14 protein-coding genes are annotated in these 16,717 nt (G+C 62.1%); 3 read left to right on the top strand and 11 right to left on the bottom strand.

Annotation, left to right across the window (positions count from 1 at the left end; all coding sequences use genetic code 11):
- Window positions 1–2 precede the first annotated feature (2 nt).
- Window positions 3–3,485, bottom strand: coding sequence for a transglutaminase family protein (locus GNZ13_RS26065; protein WP_172169826.1), 3,483 nt, complete (start codon window positions 3,483–3,485; stop codon window positions 3–5).
- Between the two features lie 334 nt (window positions 3,486–3,819).
- Here GNZ13_RS26065 and GNZ13_RS26060 point away from each other — a divergent pair, with 334 nt between their 5' ends.
- Window positions 3,820–4,980 (top strand): zinc-binding metallopeptidase family protein, encoded by a 1,161-nt coding sequence (locus GNZ13_RS26060; protein ID WP_172169824.1) that lies wholly within the window; start codon window positions 3,820–3,822, stop codon window positions 4,978–4,980.
- Window positions 4,981–5,110: 130 nt separating this feature from the next.
- On the opposite strand, the gene GNZ13_RS26055 is transcribed toward GNZ13_RS26060, so the two are convergent.
- The 3 genes from GNZ13_RS26055 to phaP all read right to left on the bottom strand — a co-directional run bounded on the left by GNZ13_RS26055 (window position 5,111) and on the right by phaP (window position 7,914).
- Window positions 5,111–6,388 (bottom strand): DUF3443 domain-containing protein, encoded by a 1,278-nt coding sequence (locus tag GNZ13_RS26055; protein WP_172169822.1) that lies wholly within the window; start codon window positions 6,386–6,388, stop codon window positions 5,111–5,113.
- 11 nt (window positions 6,389–6,399) lie between these two features.
- Window positions 6,400–6,849, bottom strand: a complete 450-nt coding sequence (locus GNZ13_RS26050) for a DUF2844 domain-containing protein (protein WP_172169861.1) — start codon at window positions 6,847–6,849, stop codon at window positions 6,400–6,402.
- A gap of 639 nt (window positions 6,850–7,488) precedes the next feature.
- On the bottom strand, window positions 7,489–7,914 hold the full coding sequence (gene phaP, locus GNZ13_RS26045) for a phasin family protein (RefSeq protein ID WP_172169820.1): 426 nt from the start codon (window positions 7,912–7,914) through the stop codon (window positions 7,489–7,491).
- Window positions 7,915–8,602: 688 nt separating this feature from the next.
- On the opposite strand from phaP, the gene GNZ13_RS26040 reads away from it, so the two are divergent.
- Window positions 8,603–9,373, top strand: a complete 771-nt coding sequence (locus GNZ13_RS26040; RefSeq protein WP_172169818.1) for a DUF4410 domain-containing protein — start codon at window positions 8,603–8,605, stop codon at window positions 9,371–9,373.
- Window positions 9,374–9,387: 14 nt separating this feature from the next.
- On the opposite strand, the gene GNZ13_RS26035 is transcribed toward GNZ13_RS26040, so the two are convergent.
- Window positions 9,388–10,485: an NADH:flavin oxidoreductase/NADH oxidase gene (locus GNZ13_RS26035; RefSeq protein ID WP_172169816.1), complete on the bottom strand. Its 1,098-nt coding sequence runs from the start codon at window positions 10,483–10,485 to the stop codon at window positions 9,388–9,390.
- A gap of 86 nt (window positions 10,486–10,571) precedes the next feature.
- Here GNZ13_RS26035 and GNZ13_RS26030 point away from each other — a divergent pair, with 86 nt between their 5' ends.
- Complete coding sequence (locus GNZ13_RS26030; RefSeq protein WP_172169859.1) at window positions 10,572–10,901, top strand: ArsR/SmtB family transcription factor; 330 nt, start codon at window positions 10,572–10,574, stop codon at window positions 10,899–10,901.
- A 35-nt stretch (window positions 10,902–10,936) separates the two neighbouring features.
- Here the strand turns inward: GNZ13_RS26030 and GNZ13_RS26025 are convergent, their stop codons facing one another.
- The 6 genes from GNZ13_RS26025 to GNZ13_RS26000 all read right to left on the bottom strand — a co-directional run bounded on the left by GNZ13_RS26025 (window position 10,937) and on the right by GNZ13_RS26000 (window position 16,504).
- Entirely contained in the window at window positions 10,937–12,271 is a 1,335-nt protein-coding gene (locus GNZ13_RS26025) for a sensor histidine kinase (RefSeq protein WP_328807293.1), read from the bottom strand.
- Window positions 12,272–12,316: 45 nt separating this feature from the next.
- Entirely contained in the window at window positions 12,317–13,012 is a 696-nt protein-coding gene (locus GNZ13_RS26020; RefSeq protein ID WP_172169812.1) for a response regulator transcription factor, read from the bottom strand.
- Between the two features lie 10 nt (window positions 13,013–13,022).
- On the bottom strand, window positions 13,023–13,841 hold the full coding sequence (locus GNZ13_RS26015) for a MipA/OmpV family protein (RefSeq protein ID WP_328807292.1): 819 nt from the start codon (window positions 13,839–13,841) through the stop codon (window positions 13,023–13,025).
- Between the two features lie 130 nt (window positions 13,842–13,971).
- Entirely contained in the window at window positions 13,972–14,583 is a 612-nt protein-coding gene (locus GNZ13_RS26010) for a glutathione S-transferase family protein (RefSeq protein ID WP_172169810.1), read from the bottom strand.
- The gene (locus GNZ13_RS26005; RefSeq protein WP_172169808.1) at window positions 14,580–15,575 is read right to left on the bottom strand and encodes a zinc-binding dehydrogenase; all 996 of its coding nucleotides are present in this window, start codon (window positions 15,573–15,575) and stop codon (window positions 14,580–14,582) included. The genes GNZ13_RS26010 and GNZ13_RS26005 overlap by 4 nt, the downstream gene beginning before the upstream one ends.
- Before the next feature lie 338 nt (window positions 15,576–15,913).
- Complete coding sequence (locus GNZ13_RS26000; protein WP_172169806.1) at window positions 15,914–16,504, bottom strand: TetR/AcrR family transcriptional regulator; 591 nt, start codon at window positions 16,502–16,504, stop codon at window positions 15,914–15,916.
- Between the last annotated feature and the right edge of the window lie 213 nt (window positions 16,505–16,717).

The following is a 16,717-nucleotide window of genomic DNA, read 5'->3' as shown; positions in this document are numbered from 1 at the left end:
GGTTACCAGTAGCGCAGGTCCAACGTGAACGGAAACTCCAGGCTGCGCTGCGGCATGCCGACCGTGAGCGGCCCCGGCGTATGACCCGACGCGAAGAAGCGCGCGCGCCGCCGGCTTTCCGCCTCGTACGCGTTGACCGGGAAGGTCTCATAGCTGCGCCCGCCCGGATGAGCGACATGATACTGGCATCCGCCGACCGAGCGGCCAGTCCATGTATCGACCAGGTCGAAGGTGAGCGGCGCATCCACGCCGATGGTCGGATGCAGCGCCGACGGTTGCGACCAGGCGCGAAAGCGCACGCCGGCCACGTATTCGCTGACGCGGCCCGTCGGTTGCAACGGGACCGGTACGCCGTTCACAGTCAGCACATGACGGTTGTCGTTCAAACCGAGCGCGCGCACTTCGAGCCTTTCCACCGACGAATCCACATAGCGCACCGTGCCGCCCGGCGAGCCCTCCTCGCCCATCACGTGCCAGGGTTCGAGCGCGGTGCGGATGGTCAGCGAGACGCCGTTCACCGTGGTCTGGCCGACCAGCGGGAAGCGGAATTCGAAGTGCGGCGCGAACCAGCTGCTCTCGAAGGCGAAGCCGGCCTGGTTGAGTTCGCCGAGCACATCGTCGAAATCCATCTTCGCGAAGGTGCCGAGCAGGAAGCGGTCATGCAATTCCGTGCCCCAGCGCGTGAGCCGCTGCGTATACGGCGTGTGCCAGAAGCGCGCCACCAGCGCGCGCAGCAGCAACTGCTGCACGAGACTCATGCGCGCGTGCGGCGGCATTTCGAAACCGCGCAATTCGAGCAGGCCGAGGCGGCCCGTCGGACCATCGGGCGAATAGAGTTTGTCGATGCAGAACTCGGCGCGGTGCGTGTTGCCCGTCACATCGATCAGGATGTTGCGCAATGAGCGGTCGATCATCCACGCCGGCAGATTCGCGCTTTCGCGGCCGCCGAGCAGATCGATCTGCCGCTGCAACTCGCGGAACGCCACTTCGAGTTCATACACCTGATCGTTGCGTGCTTCGTCGACACGCGGCGCCTGGCTCGTCGGCCCAATGAACAGCCCGGAAAACATATACGACAGCGACGGATGGTTGTGCCAATACGCGATCAGACTCGCCAGCAGATCGGGACGGCGCAGGAACGGACTATCGGCAGGCGTCGCGCCGCCGAGCACGAAGTGATTGCCGCCGCCGGTCCCCGTATGCCGGCCGTCGGTCATGAACTTCTCGCTGCTCAGATAGCTCTTGGCCGCGGACTGATACAGATACTCCGTGTTGTCGACCAGTTGCTCCCAGTTCGAAGCCGGATGAATGTTCACCTCGATCACACCCGGGTCCGGCGTCACTTGCAGGACGCTCAGGCGCGCATCGCGCGGCGGTGGATAGCCTTCGAGCACCACCTTCATCTGCAATTCGGCCGCCGTCGCTTCAATCGCCGCGAGCAGGTCGAGATAGTCGTCGAGTTCGGTGAGCGGCGGCATGAACACATGCAGCAGTGAGCGGCCGCTGCCGAACGCTTCGGTTTCCGCCTTCGGACCGGCGGCACGTTTCGGGTCGCGCGCTTCCACGCAGATCGCCGTGCGCACTGTTTCCTTCGACGACTGCCCGCGCGCCGGCGCCTGTTTATCGCCCGGCTGAGGCGCAAAGGCCAGCACGCCGCTGCGCGCCGTGCCGCTCAGCAGATCCGCCGCTGACGACGACAACGCCGCCGCCTGCCGCGCATCGGTGGCGCTCATGGTGCGGCGGGACTCACCGTCGCCGTCGTATTGCCTGCGCAATTGCGCGGCCGGGCGCAACGGCACCGGCGGTGCGAACGGATCGTGCGCGTGCTGATACGGATAGTCGGTCTTCGACACCCACGGCAGCGAATCGAGCGGCAAGCGATAACCCATCGGCGAATCGCCGGGAATCAGAAACATGCGTTCGTCGCGGAAGAACCAGCGGCCGCTGACCCACTTCGGCGCCTCGTGCGGCACGTCGCGTTCGCGTGCGAGCGGCAAGACATAGCCGGTCGCGCCGCCCAGGCCCGCATCGAACACGCGCCGTAGACGCACGCGCTCCAATTCGTCGTCGAGGCGCGCATCGAGCGGATCGACGTTGACCGGCAGGCGGCGCTCGCGCCACAGGTAGTACCAGACGTCTTCGAAGCCAGGCTGGATGCAGTCCGTGTCGAGCGATAGCTTCGTCGCCAGATGAGAGAGGAAACGTTGCGCATCGCCGGCCGTGTAGGTGCCTGGCTCGCGTTCGTCGGCGAACAGCGTGGGGTCTTGCCAGCACGGTTCACCGTCGGCGCGCCAGTAGAGCGACATCGCCCAGCGCGGCAACTGTTCGCCCGGATACCACTTGCCCTGGCCGATGTGCAGAAAGCCGTTTGCGCCGTAGCGCGAGCGCAGCTTGTCCATCAGCGCGACCGCGTAGCCGCGTTTGGTGGGGCCGAGGGCGTCAGTGTTCCATTCGGCGGCGTCGCGATCGCGCACCGACACGAAGGTCGGCTCGCCGCCCATCGTCAGGCGCACATCCATCTCGGTCAGGCGCTCGTCGACCTGCGCGCCCATTTTGAGCACGTCGTTCCACACCGCTTCGCTGAACGGCTTGGTGACGCGCGGCGTCTCCAGGACCCGTTCAATCGACATGGTGTGCTCGAACTCGACTTCGGATTCGTCGACCGCGCCGGAGATCGGCGCCGCGCTGCCGGGTTCGGGTGTGCAGGCGACCGGAATATGGCCCTCCCCGGCGAGCAAGCCGGAGGTCGGATCGAGGCCGACCCAGCCGGCGCCCGGCAGGTACACCTCGCACCATGCGTGCAGGTCGGTGAAGTCGACTTCGGTGCCGCTCGGGCCGTCGATGGATTTGACGTCGGGCGCAAGTTGCAGCAGATAGCCGGAGACAAAGCGCGCCGCCAGCCCCAGTTGCCGGAGCGTCTCGACCAGCAGCCAACCCGAATCGCGGCACGAGCCCGCGGCGCTCACCAGCGTTTCCTCAGGCGTCTGCACGCCGGGCTCCATGCGGATCAGGTAGCGGATCTCGCGCTGCAGCCGCTGATTCAGTCCGACGAGGAAGTCGGCGGTGCGCGTCGGCGTGCGGTCGATACTCGCGACGAACTCGGCGAACCGCGGCGTCATTGGGCGCTTGACGCGGTACGGAGCGAGTTCCAACTCCAGACCAGGCGCATATTCGAATGGAAACTGTTCCGCCGACGGTTCGAGAAAGAAGTCGAACGGGTTATAGACCGCCATCTCAGCAACCAGATCCACGGTCACCTTGAATTCGCGCGTCTTCTCGGGAAACACCAGACGCGCCTGATAGTTGGCGAACGCGTCCTGCTGCCAGTTGATGAAGTGCTCGGCCGGTTCGACCCGCATCGAATAAGACAGAATCGGGGTCCGGCAATGCGGTGCAGGCCGGAGACGCACGACCTGGGGCGACAGCGCAACCAGCCTGTCGTAGCGGTAATGTGTGACATGATTCAACGCGACGCGTATAGACACACCGGACTCCTGGACAAAGGATGGCAGCCCGCCAAAAAGCAAGCTTCATGCCGTTTATAGAACAAGCGCGAAAAACCGCGTGAACTGCCTGACCCGCCCGGATTACCGCCTGCTTACCGCCTACTGCGAAGTTTGCCGCGTCTGCCGACCGTCCGGTCGATCGATCAGCGCGCCCTTCCACCGCCTTTTCGGCTGCCGCGCACCAAAGCGGCGCAGCGCCGATGCACGATCATGCACGTAATGTGCGTTAAACCAGTGACGTCTGGCAAATGCCGCATGAAGATTGCCCGTCGACTTCGCTCCATGACCGCCACCCACCACCCGGGCCCGATCGATGAGAACCTTCCACTGCAATCGCTGCTCGCACCTTGTGTTCTATGAAAACGTTCGATGTGAACGGTGCGAGTCATTGCTCGGTTATGACCCTGAACTGGCCGAAATCAGCGCCTTCGAAGAGGCCGACGAAGGGCGCTGGCGCAGTCTGCATCCACGCGCCGAGGGCGCGCTGTTCCGGCAGTGCCACAACTACGCTGTCGAAAACGTCTGCAACTGGATGATCCCCGCCGACTCGCCCGACACGCTGTGCCGCGCCTGCCAGCTCACGCGCACGATTCCGAATCTGAGCACGCCGGACAACCGGCTCTACTGGTATCGGCTGGAGATGGCGAAGCGGCGTCTACTGTACACACTGGCCGCGCTCGGCCTCGACGTGCCGTCGCGTCAGGCCGATCCCGAATACGGCCTGGCATTCGAATTCCTCGAGGACGGCGGCGACGGCGAACGGGTGATGACCGGCCACGACAACGGCCTGATTACGCTGAACATCGCCGAAGCCGACGACGCCTACCGCGAAAAGGTCCGCACAGCGATGGGCGAGCCGTATCGCACCCTGCTCGGCCACTTCCGCCATGAGACGGGCCACTACTACTTCAGCCAGCTGGTGGAGCACAACCCACGCTGGCTCAGGCCATATCGCAAACTGTTCGGCAACGAACGCGCCAACTACGGCAAGGCGCTGAAGGCCTACTACCACGACGGCGCGCCGGCTGACTGGCAGGCGTCCTTCATCAGCGCGTATGCCACGATGCATCCTTGGGAAGATTGGGCCGAGACGTGGGCGCACTACATGCTGATCGTCGACGTGCTGGATACGTCGACCTCGTATGGCCTCGCCTTGTTGCCCGACGACCCGAGCGAGCCGACGCTGACCGACCGCACGCCCGTGGAAGACGCGAGCTTCGAGAATCTGATGAAGCGCTGGTTTCCGCTCACGTATGTGTTGAACAGCCTGAACCGCAGCCTCGGCATGCCCGACGGTTATCCGTTCACGCTGGCCTCGCCGGTGGTGGACAAGCTGCGGTTCGTGCATCGGGTGATTGCGGCAGCCGGCGATAAAACGCAACCGCGCGAAGCGGCGACGCCGGCGAATGAAACCGGGGCAGTGCAGGCTGCCCCTAAAGCAGCCCCCGCCAAGCGGGCCGCACGCCGGCGTTAGTCCAGTTGCAATACCCGCACGCGACCCGCTTCGAGAACCCACAAAAAAGCCCGCGGCCGAATAAACCGGCAGCGGGCTCTCAGTTGACTCTTTCCCATCGAAGCCAAACCTGGGTACCGCTCAATATCGCTCAATACGCGACGTAAGGCCCCGTGCCGCCAGGCGTCGTCTGCTGCTCGACAGCGGCATACACGTTACGGCCGTAGAAGAACGGCAAGCCCCAGTCGAAAATCGACGACGTCACAAAAGCCGGTCCTGCCAGCAGCGGCAACGCCGAATCGCCGCTGTACGTCTGCGAAATGCTCGTGGCATTGCCAACACTGAAGTTCACCGTGCTCGTCGTGCCGTTCGCCCCCTGGATCATGGCACTCAACGACTGGGTCGACACCGGGCAGTAGTACGCGCTATTCGGGCTCGCGCATGCCGGCATCGCACCGGTCTGGAAGAACAGGCCCGTCGAGCCGCTATCCAGAATACTGCTCGAATACGTCGTGCCGTTCTGCACTGTCGTAAAGGTGCCGTTCGACGGACTCACGCCGATCACCTGCGCGCTGCCTAGCGAATTGTTGCTCTGCGTGCCGATGCCGAACACCAGTTGCCCACTCACCGACTGCGCGCCGCCGGACACCATCGGCAGGCTCAGCATCGAGCCGTTGTTGTCGGTCGTGAAGTACGGAATCGGATTGGCGACCTGCAGCGCTTCAGCGAGCGGAATCGACTTGCATGCCGTGCCGTTGCAACCGTAATACGTCCCGGCCACCGCCTGCTGCACACAGTTCGCGCCGCAGTCATGCTTGAACACGCCGATGCCCAGAATGCCATTGGCCTGCAACGCGCCCGGCGTGTTGCGCGATGCGCCGAAGCTCGCGCAATCGGACGGCAACGAAGCGTAGTTCGGGTCGATCACCTGAATCGGCAGCGAGGCCGCTTTTTCACCGGCGATCTGCAGGTCGGCGAGCTTCACCGAACCCCACGTGTAGCCGTCGAAGAACTGCATGCATTCGGCAACCAGATTGCCCGAGCCGTCCTTCTGTTGCGGCAGCGTCATCGAAGCGGGCAATTGCGAGGCGAACACGCGCACGCCCCACGAACCGGTATCCACCAGGATGTGATCGATGGTTTGGCACTGGCTGGTGCCGGGCGCGCAAATCGTGATGCTCACGAACGGCATGTTCGGCACGTTGCTCACGCCGGAGTCGACCGTCACGCGTACTGCGTTGGCGGCCACCACTTGCGGCGAAGGCGACGTATTGGTGACGGTGGGACCGGCCGAAAGGCTCGTCGTGTTGCTGGAATTCGCTGAGGAGCCGGAACCGCTGGAGCCGCCGCCCCCGCCGCCGCAGGCACTGACGAGCAACGCGAGCAGCGCCGCGCAAAACAAGGTAACGAACGAAGACGTATGACGCATGATCCGCTCCGTTATTGAATGACGCCGACATCGACGCCCGCGGGCACCGCTTGCGGCAGATAGGCATAGCCGGCAAACGCGCGCAGATGCCCGCCGGAGTAAACGACCAGATCGCTGTTGGACACCGCCAGCGGCGTACCGCGGCGCGTCGCGGTAGCGGCGACGTATTGGTCGAACGACGTGCCCAGCATGGATTTCAGATCCGGCAGCGTCGGACCTTGCCAGGCGACACCGAAGACGATGCCGTTGGGCGCGACGTACTCGCGCACCAGCGTGCCGGACGGCATCGTAATCAGGTGTACCGAATACGCGCTTTGCGTAGTGGCCGTGTGAGCAACTGCGCGAAGGCGCGTCAGATCGCTGTCGACAGTGCTGACGTTCTGGCCGAGCGTGGCATGCGCGGCAAACGACAGCGCGCAGCTTGCCCCGAGCATTGCGCGAGCAATGCTGGTAGAGAGCATCGGTTTCACGAGATTTCCTTCGAGGTAAAACGCTCGTGAGCGGCGGGTGAACCGATCACGAACGGGAATCCAGGGGGCGCACTCCTGACTGGCGGTGCCGGTATTGCATTCACACCAGTTAGGTTGCGTGAATGCGTCTACGGAGTGGCAGCGCGAAACTTTAGCCATCGCGAAGCGGCGTGGCAATCGTTTGCGGGATGATTTAAACCTTATACGAGCGCCGAGCCGTTCGAACCCGTTTGATATTTGAGGACAGGATCACTAAGGGGCGTCGCTTCGGCGCAGATTTTTCCGATCTGGCCTGTTTAAAGCGAACACACGCATGAAATAACAGGGCCACAGCAGAAAAATTTCAATGCGTGCCGCATGTGACCGGCGATGTAAACACACACTGAATAACTCGCGTCTACCGGCCTATTTCATCTGATAATTGCGGCGCTTATAGACTGCTTTTGTGTGAAGAGAAAATCGCGGGTTGAGCACGGTATGTGCACGATTCGAGGCGGCAAAAAAATGCCGCGGATAACTTGATGGTCATCCGCGGCACCGGGTGCTTCATTGTGACTTTCCTGCTAATTCATCGCGACTTCTGCTAGCCGCGCCGGATCCGAATCGAGCGATTCGACGCGGCCGCGTCCGTTACTTTTTCTGCTGCTGCAAGAGCGATTTGAGCTCCTGCACATTTTCTTCTACGCGTTTTGCGATCACCGCATACGACTCAGCCTGGGTTTGATATGCGGCTTGCGCCAACTGCTGCATATCCGCTAGCGACTTATGCAGGCTTTGCTGGATCAGTTCGGCGGCCTTCGCCGGAGGCGCGGCGCCGCCGGCCGACAACTGCCCCGTGAGCGACTGCAATTCGCCCAGCGTGGTACGCAACATCTCGGTCTGTTTCTGCGCGAGCGACTGCATGCCCTGAAATGCCGTCTGATTCGCCTGAACCAGTGCTTCCATGTCCTTGCGTCGCGCTTCCATGATGGCGGGTACGTCGAAGCCGGGAAGCTTGAACTGCTCAAGCATTTTGGTGAAATCGCCAAACGGATTGGTGGCGTCAGGTCGGTCCATGCGAAATCCTCCTTAACGATTGAATACTCGCCCGCAGTGCATCGTCGCGATGTGCTTATCGACCTATGCACCGGTGACGTCGCATGCGCCGTACTCCCGCAGAGGCTTGCTGCATCTGGGGTCGGACGGCACATTGCGTCAATCATGCGCCATCCGGCCATATTGCGCCAGCGGGCACACCCTGGCGTCGACTGTCTTCTTGCCGTAATGTTTTGCGGGTTCGGCGCTTGCGTTAGCTTTCGCACATAGCGCCTCATTGCCCACTTTTAATCTTCCCTCAGATCATTAGGATAAGAACTCCGCAACGCTAGTGCCTGGTGAAACATGCCCTATCCGCTGAATATGGCCGTCGCCGCCGCGCTTCTCATCCTTGTTCTTATCTGCATCCTCAAGCTCGCCTTGAACTGATGCCCTCGCCGTCGCTTTCACCCCATGCCGAACACCACCCGCAGCGGCATGTTTCGCCGTGACATACCGCGAAATAATTGTTGAATGGAGTTTGGGAAGTCACTCACCCATACTTCGTTTCGCTGCCGGTGCGTACGAAAAAAGACGCATGAGATCAAGGGTGCTTTATGTCCAAATGCGCGTGCGAATGCGCTCCCGATGATTAACGATCCCACGGTTGCCCGATCATCGGAAGATGCGTTCGAACATAACGGCACCGCGTGCCGACGACAGGATGAACATGTTGACTTCAGTGAGTTTCCTCAAAAAGAATGCCGCTCGTTTTGCATGCGTCGCAATGGTCTGCGGCGGCGCGCTCCTGACCGGCTGCGCCGGCGGCAGCATCAACAACGCGACCGAAACCAGCGCTCAGCCGCAAGTGCGCCCGGACAACATTTATGTCTATACCTTCGACAGCAATCCGGATCAGGTGAAACTGGACAAGGGCGGCATGCTGCAGAAATTGAAATCGCAACTCGACGGCTCGTCCGCCGCGGAAAAGCAATCCGCCGATGCGGTCGCCGTGCGTGAGCAAGTCGCCAACGAAATCGTGCATCAATTGCAATCGATGGGGCTGCGCGCGATTCGCTCGGACATCCCCGCCCCCGCCGACCAGAACGTCCTGCTCGTGCAAGGCAGTTTCGACAAGATCGACGCGGGTAATCGCCGCCGTCGCGTGCTGATTGGCCTCGGCGCCGGCAAGAGCGAGGTGAGCAGCTCCGTGCAGATTCTGTACAAACCGGCGGGCGGCACCGCGCGGCTGGTGCAAAGTTTCAATGCCACCGGCGACAGCGGCAAAGCACCCGGCATGGCCGAAACAGCCGGCGTGGGCGCCGCAGCCGGGAGCATCGCGACCTCGGCGGCCGTGGGCGGCGGCTTGCACGCCGTATCCGAAACCAAGAAGGCCGGTGTTTCAGCGGACGCGAAGCGTCTGGCCGACGCAGTGGCAAAACAGGTGGCGCAAATCGGTGTAAGCGGGGGCTGGCTCTCGACGGAGCACATCAAAGGATAAGCAACCCGCAGCGCTCAAGCGACGGCGTAACGTTCGAGCCAATGCGCGTACGGCGCCGGCAGCGTCCACGACGGACGTTCGATACCCAGCTTACGCGCCGCATGGTACGGCCAGTGCGGATCGGCCAGATGCGCGCGGCCAACCATCACCAGGTCCAGTTGCTCGTTCTTGACGGAGCGATCGGCCAGTTCCGGCGTATCGATACCCCATGCCGACGAGACGGCGATAGCGGCCTCGCGGCGCACACGCTCAGCGATCGGCGCGAGAAACGCCGGCGCCCACGGAATGGCCGCCTTCGGCGTGGAGAAACCCACGCTGACGCTCAGCATATCCAGCCCTTCGCGCTTGAAATTCTTCGCCAGTTCGATCGATTCGGCGAGCGTTTCCTCGTCGCGTCCGTCGTACTCGATCACACCGAAACGCGCCGTCAACGGCAGATGCTCAGGCCACACCTTGCGCACCGCGGCCAAAGTTTCCAACAGGAAGCGGCTGCGGTTTTCGAGGCTGCCGCCGTACGCGTCGTCACGTTGATTGGAGTGCGTCGAGAAAAAGCTTTGGCCGAGGTAGCCGTGTGCAAAGTGCAGCTCAAGCCATTCGAAACCCGCATCAAGGGCCCGTTTTGCGGCGGCGACGAAATCTTCGCGCACGCGGCCGATGTCGTCGAGCGCCATCGCTTTCGGTATTTTCGGCAGGCCGCCGCCGAAGGCGATCGCCGACGGCGCGATGGTCTGCCAGCCACGGGGATCGTTGTCGGCGATATGGTCATCGCCTTCCCACGGCCGGTTGGCGCTGGCTTTGCGGCCCGCGTGGCCGATCTGAATGCCCGGCACCGCACCCGCTGCCTTGATCGATGCGACCACCGGCGCGAAAGCCTGCGCCTGCTCGTCGGTCCAGATGCCCGCGCAGCCCGGCGTGATACGGCCCTCGGGCGACACAGCCGTCGCCTCGACGATCACCAGCCCCGCGCCGCCACGCGCCAGACCGGCGAGGTGCACGCGGTGCCAGTCGTTGATCAGGCCGTCTTCGGCCGTGTACTGGCACATCGGCGGAATGGCGATGCGGTTGCGCAAGGAAATGTCCTTGAGCTTGTAGGGCTGAAATAATGCTGACATCGGGCTAGACTCCTGTGAACATGCTTGTACGGTAGTTCGACAAACATCGAACTATGAGTATCGCAGAAACCTTTATCATCTGCACAATGCGCACCTATACCCATCCCGCCGCTGAGGACTTCACGCTCGGACGGCTCTTCCATGCTCTTAGCGACCCAGTGCGCCTTGAGATCGTCCGCCGGCTTTCAACGGTCGACGAGGCCACCTGCGGCGACCTCGACGGTGGCCGCCCCAAGTCAAGCGTCTCCCATCACTTCCGGATCCTGCGTGAAGCGGGGCTGGTGCGCACGCGCGTTGCCGGCACCGTGCATCAGAATTCGCTGCGGCGCGACGAGCTGGACGGCCGATTTCCCGGCTTGATGGCGGCGATCATCAAACAGATCGCCAATGAACCGGCGTTGAGCGAACCGGCTTGATAGTCGGTTGAAAATCGACTGAGGATCGACAGGCGCTACGAAAACCACACCGCGAAGCGCGTGCCGGGTACCAGACTGCTTACGGTCAAACGCCACTCGTGAGCCGTGGCGATCTCCTTGCAGATCGCGAGGCCGAGCCCGGCGCCGTCATGCTGGGCATCCGGCGCGCGCCAGAACCGTTTGAAGAGAAACGGTAGGTGCTCCTGCTTGATGCCCGGCCCTTCGTCCTGAACCTGCACCGAGACGGCATCGACGATCAGCACGACCGCGCTACGCGCCGACGACGCATTGATCGCGTTCTCGACGATGTTCTTGAGCAGAATGAACAACGCGCTTCGGTCGGCCCAGATCGACGGCGGCGCGGCGGTGGTTTCGAGCCGAAGCTTCACCTCCTTGCGGTCGGCCTTGCGTGCGAGATAGGCCTTCACGTCCTGCACCACGTCGACGATATTCACCGCGCCGAAACTGAAGTTCTGCGACTCGCTGACTTCGGCGAGATGCAACAGTTGCCGAACCTGACGTGCCATCAGATCGATTTCGCGAAATAGGAGGTCCTTGTCGTCGATCCCGGGCTGCAGTTCGATTTGACCGCGGATCAGGGTGAGCGGCGTTTGCAACTCGTGCGCCGCTGACGCGAGAAACTGCTGCTGCACGGCGAAACCGTTTTCGAGTCTGTCGAGCGCTTCGTTGAAGGCATGGATCAGCGGCTTGATTTCACTCGGAACGCCCTCTGTGGAGAGTCGCGTGGTGAGGTTGCGCGGCGTGATGCGCGCAGCCGCGCGCGATGCCTCTCTAAGCGGCCTGAGTACCCGATGCACGGTAAATGGGAAAGTCAGGCCAAAAATGATCGTGGCAACGACAATGATCGTCTTGATGATCGCCGGCATCGGCTTGACCTTGTTGCCTATAATAGCGTCGACGAAACGCTCGGACGTTGCGGTCTGGATGTAGAAGACCGCCGGGCCATGCGCAACCCGCAGCGTCAGGACTTCAAATGGGTTTGCACCTATCTCCGCCCGCTGAACATTGCCAACGAACCCGGATAGATCGCCCGCAATCCACGCTTCACGCCCCTCGGCGCCCTTCGAAGCCAGCAACACGTTGCCGCGTTCGTCGACTACCCGGTACTTCAGTTCCGTCGGCGCCACCTCGAAGAGCCAGGCCGTCTGCGTGGGAAGCACCACGGAAACCGGACGGCCGGCACCGTCGAACCGGAGTCCACTCACGATCGCCGTCGCGCTTTCCATCTCCTCGTGCCGCCCGAGCATCTGCTGAGGAAAATGATTGAACGCATAGGTGGCGGCCGTCGCCAGCACGGTCAGGCTGATTGCGAGAGCAACAATGCTGGTCACCCAAAGCCGCGCGGACAAACTGCGAATCCAGTGATTGAGCATGGTGAGCAATTGGCCGTTGATTTAGTGCTGCCCAGTGGATCCGGCGGCAACCTGGAGCGCGAAGCCCGCGCCGCGAATATTGGCGAGCCGCGTCGTTGCGCCGACCGCGACCAGCTTCTTGCGCAGACGATGCAGCGTGACTTCGAGCGCGTTGGGCGTGACGGCTTCGCCGAGTCCCCACGCGGCATGTTCGAGCGCCGCATGCCGCACGGTGGCGCCCGCCGCCTTCACGAGACACAGCACGATCTGCAACTCGGCAGGCGCCAGCAGAGCAGACTGCGCGCCGCAGCGCATTGCGCGTTGCTGCGGATCGACCGTGATGTCGCCGAACGAGATCACCAGTTCCGTCAGCGCCACCGGACGGCGCATCAGCGTACGCACCCGGGCAACCAGCTCACTCATGGCGAAGGGTTTGGTCACGTAGTCGTCCGCGCCGTTTTCCAGTCCATCGACGCGGTCATGCAGCGCGTCGCGCGCCGTCAGCATGAGCGAGGGTGTCATCTGCCCTGCCGCGCGCAATGTCCGCAGAAAAGTCAGGCCGTCGCCGTCCGGCAAACCGCGATCGATGATGAGCACCGCGTAGTCGGCGCGGCTCACGCCATAATGCGCCTCCAAAAGGGTGCCGAACACATCGGCCTCGATGCCTGCTGCGGAAAGCGCCTGGCGGATCATGCCGGCCAGACGCTCGTGGTCTTCGATCAGTGCGACTCGCGACATGCAGTGGGGCTCAGTTGAATTGGTAAAGGTAACCGACCCTGGCTTGCGGAATATAGCGCTTGCCCACCAGCGGGCTGTCGGTGATGCCGCTGCCGAGGTGCGCGACGCCGACGTCGAGGATCATGATCTGATGGCGCGTGAACTTATAGTCGATACGCGTTCCCACCGAGATGTCGTAGGTCGACTTGCCTGTATATTCCGGGCGGCCCGCGCGCACTTCGGACGAGCGCACGCCGTAATAGTAATCGACATATTTGCTGCTGAACCAATCCACACCTGCGTGCGGTTCGAACTCGAATTTGCCGTACTCGAAGGACTTGCTGAAGTCGATACTGGCTTTCTGCCCCTTATTGCCGCCTTCCAGAAAATCGCCCGAAAGCGTGCCGTATGCGGTGTGCCATGCGAGTGCCGGGCCGTACCAGAACGCGCCGTGGCGATTCTGCATACCGCTCAGAATCGGCGCGTCGGACTGCTTGTAGCCGTCGCCGATTGCGTACTGCCCGCGCAGCGCGAGGCTCACGTTGCTCCACTTGCCGATCTTCAGATCGACGGCCGTACCGAACGCATGGACCCATTTGTTGTCGAACGAAATCAGCGGAATCGGCGTGTATTTCGTGCCGTAGCCTTTGTAGGGCGCCTGCTCGATGCCGGCTCCCACGCCCAGGCCCCAATGCGTCACATTGGTCGAATTGTTCAGCACAGTGAAGCCCGTGTCGTCCGCTGTGGGCGGCTCCGGGCTCTGGCCGTCGGCCCACGCCGCACCCGAAACCATGAAGAACGATGCGATCGCCGATAGAAGCCGGCGCTCACGGCAAAGAGATTTTTTCACGTCGAGTCCTGAGTTGATGGATGAGGCGGCATCGACTCTACGACTGCTGGACTTACTCGTTACTTACTCAAAGCGGTGAAAACTAGCCTGCCCGGCGGCGGGGGTGACGGGCGAATGAGCGCTCAACTGCTTACGCGCCGCCCTTTTCCATCGCGCGCTTATAAGCGGGGCGCGCCTCGATGCGATCGACAAACGCGGTGATATTCGGGAACGCATCGCGTCCGCAAAACTTCAGGCACGTCTGAGCCACGAACGAGAGCTGGATATCGACACCCGTCAATTCATCGCCCATGATGTATTCGCGGCCGGCCAGTTCCTGATTCAGAAAACCCAGGTGATTCTGCAACTCACTTTCGATTCTGGGTTGCAACGGAGCAGCACCGTCGCCAAGACGCGCTGTGTACACCTTCAACATGAGCGGCAGCATGGCGGAGCCTTCCGCATAGTGCAGAAACTGCTCGTAACGGTCGTACGCGTCGGTTCCGTATGCCGGAGCGAGGCGGCCATTGCCATGGCGGCGAATCAGATAATCCACGATCGCGCCCGACTCGAAAACCACCTTCTCGCCGTCACGAATCACCGGGGCCTTGCCGAGCGGATGGATCGCCATCAGTTCCGGCGGAGCCAGACGGGTCTGCGGATTCCGCTGGTATCGAACCAGCTTATAGTCGAGACCGAGTTCTTCCAGCAACCAGGTAATGCGGCGCGAACGGGATTCGTTGAGATGATGGACTTCGATCATGGATTGGGCTTTTGCAAGAACCGCAGCAGCACCTTGCCCTTGCGCGCGCTCTTTTCGCTCGCCGCTGCCGCTTGCGCCGCGTTCTCCACATCGAAGACGGCTTCGACCGGCAGCTTCAACTCGCCCGATGCAGCGAGCGTCAGCAGTTCGCCGATCATTCGCGCTTTGTCCGCGCCCGAGGTGACCTCGAAAATCTTGCTCGCCCAGAAACCTTTGACGGTCGACTGCTTGAAGATCGCGTCGCCGGAGTTGAGCCGCATCGGCTGACCGGACATGGCGCCGAACGAGACCAGGGTGCCGTTTTCGCCAAGCAGACCGAAGATGTCGCCGCTGGCATCGCCACTCACCGAATCGACACCCGCTACCAGCGGCGCATCGCCGACGATGTCACGAACCTGCTGCTTCCAGCCATCGCTTTCGGTCGACACCGCGTGGCCGATACCCACCTCGGCTAATTCCGCAATGCCCGCCTCGCGCCGAACCAGATTGACCACATTGATGCCGCGAGCGTTGGCCAGCATCGCGAGGGTCTTGCCGACCGCCCCGTTCGCCGTGTTCTGGATGAACCACTGACCGGGTTCCAGATGCAGATATTCCAGCAACATCACCGCGCTCAACGGCATGGCGATCAACTGACAGCCTACTTCGTCGCTGATCGCGTCAGGCAGCGGGATTACCGTTGCTGCCGGCGCCAGAACGTAATCGGCCCAGGCTTCGTAGATGCCGGCCACCACCACGCGCTGACCGGGCTTCAGGTGTTCGACACCATCGCCGATTGCGTCGATCACACCGGCCACTTCAGTGCCGCCCACGGCCGGCAGTTTCGGCTTGTAGCCGTATTGACCGCGAATCGTCCACAAGTCGTGATTGTGAATCGGCGACAAGGTCGATTTGATGCGCACCTGCCCTGCGCCGGGATTCGGCGTGGGACGTTCCGCGACCTGCAGCACTTCAGCGGGATTGCCGAAAGAGGAATAGATAACGCTACGCACAATCGATCTCCCGGAATGTGCAACGATGAGGGCTCCGCTCTGCGTGGAGTTAGTGGTTCTGCGGGTGGTGCTGTGAGTGCTTTTACGGGTACTTCTTTGAATGCTTCTGCGGGTGCTTTTGCGAGTAATTGTTTGAGCTCTTCTGCGAGTGCTTCTGCGAGTGCTTCTGCGAGTGCTTCTGCGAGTGCTTCTGCGAGTGCTTCTGCGAGTGCTTCTGCGAGTGCTTTTGCGGGTGGTTCTGTAAGTTCTTCCGCGAGCGCTTCTGGCGGTGCTTCGGCTAGTTCTTCGATTCAAGAAGCTTCAACAGCGCCGCGGCCACGGCCTCCGCAGCGGCACAATCAAGGCCCGCGAAGTACGCTGGCGGTGACCGCCATGGCTTGCGCCATCGCGCTACCATCCTTTCGCAGCTTGGTGACAAGCGCCGCGCCAAGCCACATGTGATACAGGAGTTCGGCTGCCTCCTTGGCCCGGATCTCCGGCGAAAGCGACCCGTCTGCCTGGCCTTCTTCGATCACGGACGCGAGACGGACCATCAGGCGGTCGACGCCGTCGCGCAGCACGACGCGCATCTCGTCGGACAGGTCGCCGACTTCGGCGCTCAGCTTCACCACCAGACACTTTTCGCCGCCGTCCTGGTCGAGTTGCTCGTGCTGCCACTCAGCCCAATAGCTCAGCAGCTTGTCACGGCCGTTGACACCCGCCTGGCCGAACAGCGCGTCGAGGCGTGCCGCGTAGTCGGCGACGTACTGTTGCAGCAACTCGCTGCCGAACGATTCCTTCGACCCGAAGTAGTGATAGAACGACCCCTTCGGGATCTCGGCAGTCGTCAGAATCTCGTTCAGCCCGACCGCGACGAAGCCTTTTCTGGCGATCAGGGCACGCCCGGCGTCGAGGATGTGCCTGCGAATGTGGGGATGGCTAGCTCTCATAGGAAGCGGATTATGGCCTCAATTAGACCAGTCGTCTAGAGTGTGGGTGTGAACTGTCATGCCTGCGCCATATCACCGCGTCACGCTAGATCCTATGTAGGCAGGCCGGTCGTCCACGAACTGATACGTAAAATCAGCGTGTCGAGTCCCTGTTCAAAGGAGAGAGCATCATGCGCACGGATCAGACGTTCACGACGGATGGTGAAGAAGTCG

It is taken from the genome of Paraburkholderia elongata (assembly GCF_013177735.1).
GTDB lineage: Bacteria > Pseudomonadota > Gammaproteobacteria > Burkholderiales > Burkholderiaceae > Paraburkholderia > Paraburkholderia elongata.
Note: the sequence above shows the minus strand (reverse complement) of the source record. Positions and strands in the feature narration are given on the sequence as shown.